This window comes from Sphingopyxis fribergensis, assembly GCF_000803645.1.
GTDB lineage: Bacteria > Pseudomonadota > Alphaproteobacteria > Sphingomonadales > Sphingomonadaceae > Sphingopyxis > Sphingopyxis fribergensis.
The window spans coordinates 3,099,191-3,111,254 of the sequence record NZ_CP009122.1 but is presented as its reverse complement, the minus strand read 5'-3'; the positions used below and the strand labels follow the sequence as shown (position 1 = coordinate 3,111,254).

Annotated in this window: 12 protein-coding genes; 10 read left to right on the top strand and 2 right to left on the bottom strand. The window is 64.2% G+C overall.

Annotated features, from left to right (window positions below):
• The first annotated feature begins 283 nt into the window (after positions 1-283).
• Positions 284-790, top strand: a complete 507-nt coding sequence (gene ybeY, locus SKP52_RS14370) for an rRNA maturation RNase YbeY (RefSeq protein WP_039575789.1) — start codon at positions 284-286, stop codon at positions 788-790.
• Positions 791-809: 19 nt separating this feature from the next.
• Positions 810-1,748: a hemolysin family protein gene (locus SKP52_RS14365; RefSeq protein WP_039575785.1), complete on the top strand. Its 939-nt coding sequence runs from the start codon at positions 810-812 to the stop codon at positions 1,746-1,748.
• Positions 1,749-1,756: 8 nt separating this feature from the next.
• On the opposite strand, the gene SKP52_RS14360 is transcribed toward SKP52_RS14365, so the two are convergent.
• Positions 1,757-2,476, bottom strand: coding sequence for a COG3904 family protein (locus SKP52_RS14360; RefSeq protein ID WP_039575782.1), 720 nt, complete (start codon positions 2,474-2,476; stop codon positions 1,757-1,759).
• Between the two features lie 176 nt (positions 2,477-2,652).
• Between SKP52_RS14360 and SKP52_RS24680 the strand changes: the two genes are divergently transcribed.
• The 6 genes from SKP52_RS24680 to SKP52_RS14330 all read left to right on the top strand — a co-directional run bounded on the left by SKP52_RS24680 (position 2,653) and on the right by SKP52_RS14330 (position 8,794).
• Entirely contained in the window at positions 2,653-3,714 is a 1,062-nt protein-coding gene (locus tag SKP52_RS24680) for a hypothetical protein (RefSeq protein ID WP_148309137.1), read from the top strand.
• Between the two features lie 44 nt (positions 3,715-3,758).
• Positions 3,759-4,916, top strand: coding sequence for a glycosyltransferase family 4 protein (locus tag SKP52_RS14350; protein ID WP_039575780.1), 1,158 nt, complete (start codon positions 3,759-3,761; stop codon positions 4,914-4,916).
• 7 nt (positions 4,917-4,923) lie between these two features.
• Positions 4,924-6,243: a replication-associated recombination protein A gene (locus SKP52_RS14345; RefSeq protein WP_039575777.1), complete on the top strand. Its 1,320-nt coding sequence runs from the start codon at positions 4,924-4,926 to the stop codon at positions 6,241-6,243.
• Positions 6,244-6,319: 76 nt separating this feature from the next.
• Positions 6,320-7,066, top strand: a complete 747-nt coding sequence (locus tag SKP52_RS14340) for a hypothetical protein (RefSeq protein WP_148309136.1) — start codon at positions 6,320-6,322, stop codon at positions 7,064-7,066.
• 14 nt (positions 7,067-7,080) lie between these two features.
• Positions 7,081-7,434 carry an MmcQ/YjbR family DNA-binding protein gene (locus tag SKP52_RS27035; RefSeq protein ID WP_039575770.1) on the top strand — a complete coding sequence of 118 codons (354 nt, stop codon included), beginning with the start codon at positions 7,081-7,083 and terminating at the stop codon, positions 7,432-7,434.
• Positions 7,435-7,570: 136 nt separating this feature from the next.
• Complete coding sequence (locus SKP52_RS14330) at positions 7,571-8,794, top strand: serine hydrolase domain-containing protein (protein ID WP_228383924.1); 1,224 nt, start codon at positions 7,571-7,573, stop codon at positions 8,792-8,794.
• Between the two features lies 1 nt (position 8,795).
• Here the strand turns inward: SKP52_RS14330 and SKP52_RS14325 are convergent, their stop codons facing one another.
• The gene (locus tag SKP52_RS14325; protein WP_039575768.1) at positions 8,796-9,212 is read right to left on the bottom strand and encodes a GFA family protein; all 417 of its coding nucleotides are present in this window, start codon (positions 9,210-9,212) and stop codon (positions 8,796-8,798) included.
• A 185-nt stretch (positions 9,213-9,397) separates the two neighbouring features.
• Between SKP52_RS14325 and SKP52_RS14320 the strand changes: the two genes are divergently transcribed.
• Both SKP52_RS14320 and SKP52_RS14315 read left to right on the top strand, forming a co-directional pair.
• Entirely contained in the window at positions 9,398-10,396 is a 999-nt protein-coding gene (locus tag SKP52_RS14320) for a glycosyltransferase family 2 protein (protein ID WP_039575765.1), read from the top strand.
• Entirely contained in the window at positions 10,393-12,063 is a 1,671-nt protein-coding gene (locus tag SKP52_RS14315) for a glycosyltransferase family 39 protein (RefSeq protein WP_148309135.1), read from the top strand. The genes SKP52_RS14320 and SKP52_RS14315 overlap by 4 nt, the downstream gene beginning before the upstream one ends.
• Position 12,064 lies beyond the last annotated feature (1 nt).

The window sequence follows — 12,064 nt, the reverse complement described above, 5'->3', positions numbered from 1 at the left end:
GGCTAAGCCTGCGGGCGGGCACCCCTCTCCAAGCTTCGCTAGCTCCTGACGGAGCAAGCTGCGCTATTCTCTCCCTCAAGGGGAGAGGCGTTTAGGGCAGCTTCTCACCCCTAAGCAGGCGTCAGCCGATTCAAAAAAAATCGCTGTCCTACATTGTGCCGTCGCTATAGCGTCGCGGCATGATTTTCATCGATCTTGTCCCGGCCGTATCCGCCGTCCGAAAAACGCCATTTGCGCGTGAAGTTGCGCAGTTTTCTGCCATTCTTCTCCGTCGGCATTTCGCATGCTGAGTGTCGAAACCCACGCCGCGTCGCCGTGGCCCGATGCGCTCGACTGGGAGGCACGGGCAGGCGAGGCGGTTGCCGCCGCGCTCGCGCTGACGCCTTACGCAGGTCTTGCAGACGCGGCACCGTTGGTCGAAGTCTCCGTACGGCTGACCGACGATACAGAGGTCCACACGCTCAACCGCGATTTTCGGGGCAAGGACAAGCCGACCAACGTGCTGTCGTTTCCGCAGGTGCAGGATGACCTGCTCGAAAGTCTCGCGAACAGCGACGACGGCGAAATCCTGCTCGGCGACATCGTGCTCGCGCGCGAAACCTGCGCGCGTGAGGCGGAGGAAAAGGGGATTTCGATCGTCGATCACGCGACGCATCTGATCGTCCACGGCACGCTCCACCTCGTCGGCTACGACCATATGGACGACACCAGCGCAGCGGCAATGGAGGCGCTCGAGGTGAAAGCACTTGCATCGCTGGGCATCGCCAATCCATATGCGGATCAGGATTAACAGGGAAAAGCCAGTATCTATGCCCGACGACCAGGGATCTTCGAACCGATCGGAAGAGGACAGTAGTAGACCCGGACTCTTGTCCGGGCTGAGGCATCTGTTGTTCGGCGGCGACAAGGAGCCCTCGCTCCGCGAGCAGATCGAAGAGGTCATCGACGAGGCCGAGGAAGAGGGCGACGATCGGCGCGGCAGCCATATCGTCGGCGACCTCTCGCCGATCGAGCGCAAGATGCTGCGCAACCTGCTCCATTTCGGCGAACAGACGGTCGACGACGTCGCGGTTCCCCGCGCCGACATTATCGCCATCCCCGAAAGCGCCAGCTTTGCCGAGGTCGTCGCGTCCTTCGCCGAAGCGGGGCACAGCCGCCTACCGGTGTACCGCGAAAATCTCGACGAGGTTGTCGGCATGATCCACGTCAAGGACGTGTTCGCGGTGCTCGCCGAGGGGCGCTCGCCGCCGCCCTTGCTCGACTTGATCCGCCAGCCGCTTTACGTCCCGCAGTCAATGGGCGTGCTCGACCTGCTCGCCGAGATGCGCGCCAAGCGCACGCACCTCGCGATCGTCATCGACGAATATTCGGGCACTGAGGGGCTGCTGACGATCGAGGATCTGGTCGAGGAAATCGTCGGCGAGATCGAGGACGAACATGACGACGAACCGACCGCGCTGTTCGCGCCGGGCGAGGGCGGCTGCTGGGAAGCCGACGCGCGCGCCGAACTCGACGATGTCGGCGAGGCGATCGACCCGCGGCTCGCCGAGATCGACGAAGATGTCGACACGCTGGGCGGCCTTGCCGCCGTGCTCGCGGGCCATGTGCCCCAGGTCGGCGAGATCCTGCAGCATCCGAGTGGCTGGCGCATCGAGATAACCGAGGCCGACGAACGCCGCGTCCATCGCCTGCGGCTCCATCCGCCCGTCGTCGTCGATCTGGAAGCGCCATCCGAAACCGGGGACTAGTTTTTCCGCTAATCCGGGTCGACGTTGACCACATTATATTTCAGCGCTTCCTTCCGCGTCAGGCAGCGGCGCGTCGACCGGTCGCTCCCGGTCGCGATCGACTTCTGCCGGTACATAATGTCGGACAGCAGGTCGCGCGAGACGTCGAGGCGGATCAGCAGGTCATTGTCCTCCGTCGCCATCAGCGCCGCCTCGCGCTCGACGTCGCTGATCAACTCGGTGGTAGATTCGGTGCCCAGCGCGACGCTGGACTGAATCGCGTTCTTGTCGCCGGTCATGGTGAACATATGGACCATGAAATAGCCGCCCGGATCGATCGTGCGCGCGCGGCCCCCCATGAAGACGAAATTGCACGCGCTGAAACAGGTCCAGCCCGACGGAATACGCGTCACCATCTGGCGCTCTTTGCTGAATTTGCGGATCAGCAATCCCGCCGCATTGCCGGCGCGCGCATCGCCGCCCGGCGACCGGATCCAGATCTCGCTGATCGACGGATTATCGGTCAGTACCTTTTCGAGCCGCGCCGGAAGCTCGCTGTCGACGCGGCCCTCGGCCAGCAGCACGGTTTCGCCGCTGCGCTGGAACGGCGTCAGCACCATGGTCTTATAGTCGGACCAATTGGGGGCGGCGGGGCAGGTGGGGTTGTCGGGGTCCATGCCGCGCGGGGTGGCGGCGGTGCACGCGAGCGCCCCGACAAGCGCAGCGACCGATTTGATCCAACGGTTCATCCGATCATCCCCAAATGATGCGGACCCCCGACCGCCGATGCGGTCATTCTAGGTCATCGCCACGGCCAAAACAATATCGCGCCATGTCCGTTGGACGTTGTGATCCGCGTCATTGACCCGGCTTGTGGGGGCGCCCATTCGGGCTTAGCCTTGGAGGCAAGGGTGGGAGTTCGGCTATGCGAACAAAGCTGCGATATCGATCAGGGTGGAGCGCCATCTTCCTGGTGCTGCTGTCGAGCAGCGCCGTCGCCGCGGCCTGGCAAGGCGCGCCAAGCGAAGGCGACAAGGCCTTTGTCCCGGCGCCGGTCGCCGAACCGGCGCTGCCCTCGCTTCCCGAGCGGCCCGTGCTCGACATCCGCAGCTACCCCAAGTGCCGCGAGGATTATAAAAAGATCGACGCGCCGTTCGACAAGGCGGCGGCGATCAACCGCTGCACGATCGCGATAGACACCTATTATACGCAGAAGATGCTGCCCTATCGCGAGGCGATGATCGTCTATCAAAACGCGCTTTCGTCGCTTTATACAGCCAAGGTCGGCGGAAATATGCGCTATTCCCCGGCAACGCAGGACCGCTTTTATCAGAGCGTTATGGCGGAACACGCGGCCTCCGATCCCGAAGGCGCGAACCTCGCCGCCTATCGCGGGCTCGAGGCGCAGTATCAGACCGATCGCGCCTATCTGGCCGACCGCTTCTGCTTCAACACGGGCTGCAACGGCTATCCGGTTCCCTCCTCGGGCGTCAAAGTTGCAACCCCCGAAGCGGCCGAGAAGCCGTTCAAAAAGAAGGGCGACGAGACGAAGCGGGCGAGCAACGACGCCCCCGATCCCAAATGCAAACGCGCGCGTAAGCGCGGCGGCGCGCTGGGCGGCCTCATCGGCGGTGTCGCGGGCAGTGCCGTGGGGCTCAAGGGTGTCGGGACGCTCGTGTCGGGGCTGGTCGGCGCGGTGCTCGTCGCCGAAATCGCCTGTCAACTCGACGAAAAGGAGCAAAAGGTCGCCGCCGAGGCGACCGTCGCGGTCACGGAAAAGGAAGAGGTCGGCGCGACCGCCAACTGGACGAGCCCGACGCGCGAAGGCGTGGCGGGGTCGTCGACGATCACCGCGCTCAACACCGAACCCAATGGCAGCAAATGCCTGTCGATCACCGACATCGCCATCGTCGAAGGCGAGGAAACGCGCGTGTCGAAACGCATGTGCCGCGCCAAGCCGGGCGAACCATATAGCATCATGGCCTGACGGCGGCGTTGCGTTTGCGCCGCGAGGGGATTAGCGCAGGCGCGATGGACGTCTCCGACCTTCGCATCGCCCTGTTCAGCGGCAATTATAACATGACCACCGACGGCGCGAACAAGGCGCTAAACCGACTTGTCGGCTATCTTCAGGATCATGGCGCCGCGGTCCGCGTTTATTCGCCGACGATCGCGCACCCGGCTTTCGAGCCGACGGGCGATCTCGTCAGTGTGCCGTCGGTCGCGATTCCGGGGCGCAGCGAATATCGCATCCCGGTGTCCTTCTCGTCGCGCGTCCGGGAGGATATCACTGCTTTCGCGCCCAATATCGTCCATATCTCCAGCCCCGATCGCGTTGCGCGACAGGCGGCGGCATGGGCGCGGCGTCGGCGGCTGCCGGTCGCCTGTTCGGTGCACACGCGCTTTGAAACCTACGTCCGCTACTATAATCTGTCGTTCCTCGAACCGGTGATGGTCGCGTGGCTGCGCAAGCTGTATCGCAAGTGCGATGCGCTGATCGCGCCGTCCGAGAGCTTTGCGCAGGTGTTGCGCGAACAGCGGATGAATTACGACATCGGGATCTGGACCCGCGGCGTCGAGCAGGGGGTTTTCAATCCGGGACGGCGCGATATGGAATGGCGCCGCTCGCTCGGGATCGAGGACGACGTGCCCGCCATCGCCTTCCTCGGCCGGCTGGTGATGGAAAAGGGACTCGACGTGTTCGCCGATGCGATCGACGTGCTCCAGCGGCGCGGCGTGCCGCACAAAGTGGTGGTGATCGGCGAGGGGCCCGCTGGCGAGTGGTTCGAATCGCGCCTGCCCGACGCCAATTTCGTTGGCTTCCAGGGCGGCGCGGACCTGGCGCATGCGCTCGCGTCGTGCGACATTTTCTTCAATCCCTCGGTGACCGAGACCTTCGGCAATGTGACGCTGGAGGCGATGGCGTGCGGCCTGCCCGTCGTTGCGGCGCGCGCGACCGGCAGCGCGAGCATCGTCAAGCATGGGCAGACGGGTTATCTGGTCCCCCCCGGCTCGATCACGGGTTTTGCCGACCATCTGCAACGCTATTGCCGCGACATCCAACTGCGCGCCGAGCATGGCGCGGCGGCGGTGCTCGAAAGCGGCGCCTATCAGTGGGACGCGATCAACCAGGCGGTCGCCGATACCTATATTCGTCTGATCCGCCAGAAACAGCGGCGGCGGGGCTGAGCGGCCGATGGCCGGGGATCTGTTCGGCGAAGATGTGCCCGCGGCGAAGCAGGGCGGTGCGACAGGGCCGGTGCCGCTCGCCGAACGGTTGCGCCCGCGGACGCTCGCGGAGGTCGTCGGGCAGGAACATCTGACGGGTCCAGAGGGCGCAATCGGCCGCATGGTTGCGGCGGGGCAGTTGTCGTCGATCATCCTTTGGGGGCCGCCGGGCACCGGCAAGACGACGATCGCACGCCTGCTCGCCGAGGCCGTCGGCATGCGCTTCGCGCCGCTATCGGCGGTATTCTCGGGCGTCGCCGACCTTCGCCAAGCTTTCGCCGATGCCGAAAAGATGGCGGCGGCGGGCAAGCGGACCTTGCTCTTCGTCGACGAGATCCATCGCTTCAATCGCGCGCAGCAGGACGGCTTTCTGCCTTACGTCGAACGCGGCACCGTCGTGCTCGTCGGCGCGACGACCGAGAACCCCAGCTTTGCGCTGAACGCGGCGCTCCTATCGCGCGCGCAGGTGCTGGTGCTGAATCGCTTGGGCGAAGAGGCGCTGGCGACGCTGGTCGAGCGCGCCGAGGCAGAAGTCGGCCGCCGTCTTCCCGTCACCGACGATGCCAAGGCGGCGCTGGTATCGAGCGCCGATGGCGACGGCCGCTTCCTGCTTAACCAGGTCGAGACGCTGTTCGCGACCGCGATCGACACCCCGCTCGACCCCGCCGAGCTTGCGCAGTTTCTCCATCGGCGCATGCCGGTCTATGACAAGGACCGCGACGGCCATTATAATCTGATCTCCGCGCTGCATAAGGCGCTGCGCGGTTCCGACCCGCAGGCGTCGCTCTATTGGCTCGCGCGGATGCTGGTCGCCGGTGAGGAGCCGCTCTACCTTCTGCGCCGCATCGTCCGCTTCGCGAGTGAGGATATCGGTCTCGCCGACCCGCAGGCGCTGGTCCAATGCCTCGCCGCCAAGGACGCCTATCAGTTCCTCGGTTCACCCGAGGGCGAACTCGCGATCGTGCAGGCGTGCCTCTATTGCGCGACGGCGCCCAAGTCGAACGCGGCCTATGCGGCGCAGAAAGCGGCGTGGGCGGCGGCCCGCGAAACGGGCAGCCTTGCACCGCCTGCGAACATCCTCAACGCCCCGACCAAGCTGATGAAAGATTTGGGTTATGGCGAAGGCTATAGCTACGACCATGACGCGCCTGACGGCTTTTCGGGCGATAATTATTGGCCCGACGAAATGGCGCCGGTCGACTTTTACCGACCCGTCGATCGGGGCTTTGAAAAGCGCATCACCGAGCGCCTCGCCTGGTGGGACGAAAGACGCCGCGTGAAGGAATGACGTCACCCTTGCCCCGCACCGCGCATGGGTATAGTTTTGGAGCCAATCGGGTCGCGCCGGAACTGGGGTAGTCATCATGGCATTGGCGCTTGTCCTTGCCGCTGCAGCGACACCGATCCTGTCCTGTCCAGGCGGCACTATAGAAACGAAATGCACCGCCGCGGAGGTGACGGCGAAGATCGCGCTGACGCGCGCGCGGGTCACCAATATCGCGCAAAAATGCCTCTATGACTTTGGCGGGAAATGCACCGTCGAGGCGAGCGGGCGGATCAACGGCAGCGATCCCGGCACCAGCCTCCTCTGGCAGAAAATGCTCCTATTGCCGCGCGATGGGCCGCAGGCGCGCATGCTGGTGCTGCTGTCGCAGGACAAGGCGGGGAAGGCGACGCTCGCGGGGTTCACCGAAAGTTCGGGATCGATCGGAACGCCCGATCTGGTCGTCGACGGCGACAAGCGGCGGCTGATCCACGTCGGCGGCACGCTCGCGGGCAGCGGGGCTGGCAATGCCGATGCGCTGTTCGTCAGCGACGCCGCCCCACCCAAATGGCGCCGCGTCGACCTCTCCGACTGGGCGGAGCAGGGCGGCAAGCTGCTGCCGACGGGCTATTGGCTGCGCGGCCCGGCGCAATTCGCCTTTGACGAGATGTTCGCCTCGGCCCCGGTCGCGCGCGAGGGCGACGGCGAGTGCTGCCCGCGCGGCGGCAACGCCTTCTACGATCTCGACATTCAGAGCGACCGGCTGGTGTTGACGCGCCTTCGCTTCCAGCCCATGCAGCCGTTGGGGCGCGACATCGAGGTCACCGCCGGGACATTGGAAGACTGAGTCAAACCGGCGTTATGGCGGCGACATTTGACAGCTGGGACGATGTGGTCGCGTTCGCGTGCGCGCTTCCCGATGTCGAAATGCTTTCCTTTTACGGTACCCCCTGTCCTAAGCTGGGCGGCAAGACGCTCGCCTCGCCGGGCCGCGAGCCCGGCAGTTTCGCGGTGATGTGCAAGCCCGACGAAAAGGAAATCCTGCTTGAAACCGATCCCGACACCTTTTGGCAAACGCCCCATTATGAAGGCTGGCACGCGCTGCTCGTCCGCTTCGGGTCGGACGATCCCGATCGCGTCGCGGACGTCATTCGCAGGGCCTGGTGGGATCGGGCGAAAAAGGGGCAGCGGCAGGCTTTCGGCGATCGCCCCTGACCTGCTGCTGCTGCGGCTCTTTGGAGCCGCGCTTCTCTTCGGCGCAATTCCCACGGCCGCGCAGGCACTGAAACCCAATGCCGAACTGAACCGCGCCTGGGCGGCGGGCTATCGCGCTGCGTTCGTCTGCTCGTCGTTGTGGAACGGCACGGGAAAGCCGATCGAGGCGATCGAGCGTGACGAACTCACCGGCATCTACCCCGAGATCGAGGTCGACGTTCGCGCGATCAAGGCCGATGTCGACGACAAGGCGAAGCGGGTCAGCGTAAGCTATCGTGACGATATGCCGCCGCGCATCGCCGAATGGAATGGGCGCGAGGGCTGTGTCACGCTGCCGATCGGTGCAAAGCCGGCGGACGCTGCGGTTCCGTTCGAGAAGCGACCCGACCGCGACGCCGAGCCTTGGCCGCTCGGCGACAAGGATGCGCGCGCGCCGATCTCCAGAGGGCTGACCCAATTTGACCGAGTGGCGACGGACATCACAAGCTTCGGTGGTCGCTCCAGCTCGCTGCTGGTCGTCAAGAACGGTCGGATCGTGCTCGAACATTATTGGGGTGGGCACGACGTTCACACCGCTCAGCGCACTTTCTCGGTCGCCAAGTCGATAGCCGCGACCTTGATCGGCCATGCAGTCTATCAAGGCCGGATCGACGTGACGAAACCCGCTTCGATCGCCGAATGGCAGTCGCCGGGCGATCCACGCGCGGCTATCACGACCGAACAGCTGATGCGTATGGCGAGCGGGCTGACCAGCGATACCGCGGGCAATCGCAGCGATGCGGTCTATATGGGCGGCGCGTCGGTGCGCCAGTGGACCACGCAATGGCCGCTGCTCAATCCGCCGAACACGCATTATCGCTATGCCAACAACGATACGTTGCTCGCCACTCTGTCGCTGAAGGCCGCGCTGCAAAAGGCGGGCACGCCACTCGACCCCGCCGCCTTCGTCGACCGGCTCGGCATGACGCGCACCTTTGTCGAGCATGACAAGGATGGCGATTATATCCTGTCGAGCCAGGTATGGACGACGGCGCGCGACCTCGCGCGGCTGGGTCTTCTCTATCAGAACGACGGGATGTGGCAGGGCGAGCGCCTGCTCCCTGCCGACTGGCGCCGCTTCGTCACGACGCCGAGCGGGCCGCAACCCGACGGCGCGTTCGGCTATGGCGCGGGCTTCTGGCTCCTCAACAAGTCGGACGGCATCCCCGCCGACGCCTTTGGCGCCTTTGGCAATCGCGGCCAATATCTTGTCGTCATACCGTCGCGCGCACTGGTTATCGTCCGTCAAGGATATGACGACGACAAGAACCGGCTCGACCCCGCGGCGCTCGTGAAGGCGATCGTCGCCGCCGACCGCTAACCTATTCAAAGGGCGGGTAACGCTCGAAGGATGGAAGCGCCTCAAGCTTTTCCATCCAGCCGATCCGTTCGGCGGTCTGGATCTGCGCCTGCGCCGGGATCAGATCGGGGTCGTCAAGCGTCGCGATCTGCACGTCGATCTGTCCCGGGAAGATCGCTTCGTTGGTATAGAAGAGCCCGGTACCGCAATTGTCGCAGAAATGCCGTCGGCCATGTTCGGACGAGGCATAAATCTTCGCCGTGCCGCTGATGTCGATTTCGTCCAGACCGACAAGGCCCCAGCCGACCATCGGCGCGCCCGCGTGGCGGCGGCAATCCTGACAGTGGCAGAGCGCATGGTGCTGCACCGCGGTCGACATCGAATAGCGGATCGCGCCGCAATGGCATTGGCCGCTCGCACGGGGTGCTTGATCGGTCATCACTCTCTCCTCGAGGAATCGAACTGAGAACATAACATAAACATGTCCACAATGACAATGCGGCGCAGCAGAGTATTATCGGGATATTAACCACAAGCTTCTAGGCCTCAGAGACACGGATTTTGGGGAACTTCCATGGATCAGAGCGGACTGGGACAATCGGCATCGGGCGGGGGGACGCCACGATGAAGCTTGTCATCCAGATTCCCTGCCTGAACGAGGCGGAGGATCTTCCCGCGACGCTCGCCGCGCTGCCGCGCAAGATCGACGGCATCGACACGATCGAGATATTGGTCATCGACGACGGCAGCACCGACAACACCGCGCAGGTCGCCCGCATGTGGGGCGTGCACCATGTCGTGCGCCACCGTACCAATCGCGGCCTTGCCGCGGCGTTTCGCTCGGGTATCGATGCCGCGCTGGCCGCTGGCGCTGACATCATCGTCAACACCGACGCCGACGGGCAGTATGTGGGCGAGGACATTGCCAAGATCGTCGCGCCGATCCTCGATGGGCGCGCCGATATCGTCGTTGGCGACCGCGGCGTCGGCAACAATGAACATTTCGGCCCGGTCAAGCGCCGGTTGCAGGAATTGGGCAGTAGGGTCGTCCAGCGCCTCGCCAACGTTCATGTTTCGGACGCGGTCAGCGGCTTTCGTGCGATCAGCCGCGATGCGGCGCAACGCATCAATATCACGACCGAGTTCAGCTACACGACCGACATGCTGATCCAGGCGGGCCGCAAGCGGCTGTCGATCCTGAGTGTGCCGATCCGCACCAACGCGACGCTGCGTCCGTCGCGCCTGTTCAAATCGATCCCGCGCTTCATCGTCAACACCGGGATCACGATGGCGCGCGCCTATACGACCTACAACCCGCTGCGTGCCTTCGTTGGGCTCGGTCTTGCGATCGCTTTTGTCGGCGTCGTGCCGATCGTCCGCTTCCTGCTCTTCTATATTCAGGGCGCCGGCGACGGCCATGTCCAGTCGCTGGTGATCGGCGGGGCGCTGCTCGTCCTCGGCGTCATGGTGGCGGTGATGGGCGTGCTCGCCGACCTGATCGCCGCTAACCGCAAGCTGATCGAGGCGAGCCTCGTCCGCCTGCGGCAGATCGAGGAGCGGCTGTCCGCCGCACCCGAAGCGCAAGAGCCCGCCGTTCAAACACGCCGGAAAGGCGCCGCGTGACATCCTCCGTGGCCGGCACGCCTGCCGGGAAGTCCCGGATACCGGGCGCCGGCTCCCTATTCTGGCCGGTCGCCGGGATCGTCCTCGCTTTGGCGGGCCATCTCTATCTCGCGCTGACGCGCGCGATCAACTGGGATGAATTTTATCATTACAGTCAGGTGCAGAAACTCGCGCAGGGCACGCTGACCGAACCGTTACAGACGCTTTATACGCGCGCATTCGTCTGGGCGGTCGACCTGCCGGGCTTCGGCGTCGACCATATCATCGCGATCCGGATGTTCATGTTCCTGTGCATCATCGTCGTCGCCGCAGCGATTTTCGGTGCCGCGTCGCGTTTCGTCGGGCGCGTACCCGCGGCCTTTTGCGCGCTCATTTATCTGACCGCGGGCTATGTGCTCCAGCACGGCACCTCATTTCGTTTCGACGCGCCCGCTGCCGCGCTGCTGATGGCCGCGGCGTGGATTTTGCTGCGGTTTCGATTAAGCATCGGCCCCATCCTTGCCGCCGGCCTGCTCGCGGGCCTGTCGGCGATGCTGACGATCAAGACGATCCTCTACGCCCCGGTATTCCTCGGCATCGCCTGGCTCCTCTGGTCGGAGGCCGAAAATAAGCGGCGCTTGCTGCTTCAACTGGCGGCGGTCGGCGCGGCAGCGCTCGGGTTCTTCGCGCTCATCTATCTGGCGCACGCCAGCAGCCTTGTCGGCAACAGCGATGTCGAGGCGATGAAGGTCGTCTCGCGCGCCGGCGGCAAGATGTTCCACTTCGGCTATGTGACCTATTGGCTGTCGATGGTGAAAGGCGTGCAGCTGTCGCTCGTGCTCGCGCTGGTCATATTGGCGTTCCCGGTCATGGTGTGGAAGGCCGCGCTGCCAAAGCCCGAGAAGCTGGCGCTGACCGGATTCTATCTGCCGATCCTGACGCTGTTTTTCTATCACAACACCGCGCCCTATTTTTACGTCTATATGCTGCCGCCCGTCACCGTCGCTTGCGGCGTGGTGATGGCATCGCTGGTCGCGCGTTATCGTTCGATATCGGTCACAGCGCTTTTGCTGCTCGGCGCGGGGTTCGTCTTTTACAACGAACCGCCGAATATGATCGAACGCCAGCGGCAGATTTTGCGCGTCGCCGATAGGATGTTCCCGGGCGGCGTGGCCTATTTCGACAGCTGCGCGATGCTCGGCAGCTTTCCCAAAGCCAATGTGTTCATGACGCCTTGGGGTATCGACCAATATCTCCTTGGCGGTTTCCCCAGCCTTGAGAAAACCATGGCATCGAAGCCGGTTCCCCTGATGGTGAACGACGATTATATGTTCGAGGATGCACTGAACGGCAAGGGGCCCGTCCCCGCCTTCCTTCCCCGTGATCTTGCCGCGATCCGCGACACCTTCGTGCATCTGTGGGGGCCGTTCTGGATCGCGGGCGAAGATATTCCGGCGCGTGCAAGCGGCCATGCGTTCAAGGTCCGCGTGCCCGGTTTCTACACGGTGGGCGGCGCGAGCGTCACGATCGGCGATCGCACGCTCGCCCCCGGTCAGTTCGTCCATCTCGATCGCGGCGACTATCGCGCTTCGACGGCCGGCGACAAGGGCGCGCGTCTGATATGGGGCAAGGATATCCAGGTTCCCGCGCAGCCCGATGCCGGCGGTCCGCTGTTCATGCCGTTCTAAC

Excerpts from the sequence above, each read along its gene's own strand:
- SKP52_RS14345 (WP_039575777.1), top strand. The coding sequence starts at position 4,924 with ATGGCCGGGGATCTGTTCGGCGAAGATGTGCCCGCGGCGAAGCAGGGC.
- SKP52_RS14350 (WP_039575780.1), top strand. The coding sequence starts at position 3,759 with ATGGACGTCTCCGACCTTCGCATCGCCCTGTTCAGCGGCAATTATAAC.
- SKP52_RS14320 (WP_039575765.1), top strand. The coding sequence starts at position 9,398 with ATGAAGCTTGTCATCCAGATTCCCTGCCTGAACGAGGCGGAGGATCTT.
- SKP52_RS27035 (WP_039575770.1), top strand. The coding sequence starts at position 7,081 with ATGGCGGCGACATTTGACAGCTGGGACGATGTGGTCGCGTTCGCGTGC.
- SKP52_RS14365 (WP_039575785.1), top strand. The coding sequence starts at position 810 with ATGCCCGACGACCAGGGATCTTCGAACCGATCGGAAGAGGACAGTAGT.
- SKP52_RS14325 (WP_039575768.1), bottom strand. The coding sequence starts at position 9,212 with ATGACCGATCAAGCACCCCGTGCGAGCGGCCAATGCCATTGCGGCGCG.
- SKP52_RS24680 (WP_148309137.1), top strand. The coding sequence starts at position 2,653 with ATGCGAACAAAGCTGCGATATCGATCAGGGTGGAGCGCCATCTTCCTG.
- SKP52_RS14340 (WP_148309136.1), top strand. The coding sequence starts at position 6,320 with ATGGCATTGGCGCTTGTCCTTGCCGCTGCAGCGACACCGATCCTGTCC.
- ybeY (WP_039575789.1), top strand. The coding sequence starts at position 284 with ATGCTGAGTGTCGAAACCCACGCCGCGTCGCCGTGGCCCGATGCGCTC.
- SKP52_RS14360 (WP_039575782.1), bottom strand. The coding sequence starts at position 2,476 with ATGAACCGTTGGATCAAATCGGTCGCTGCGCTTGTCGGGGCGCTCGCG.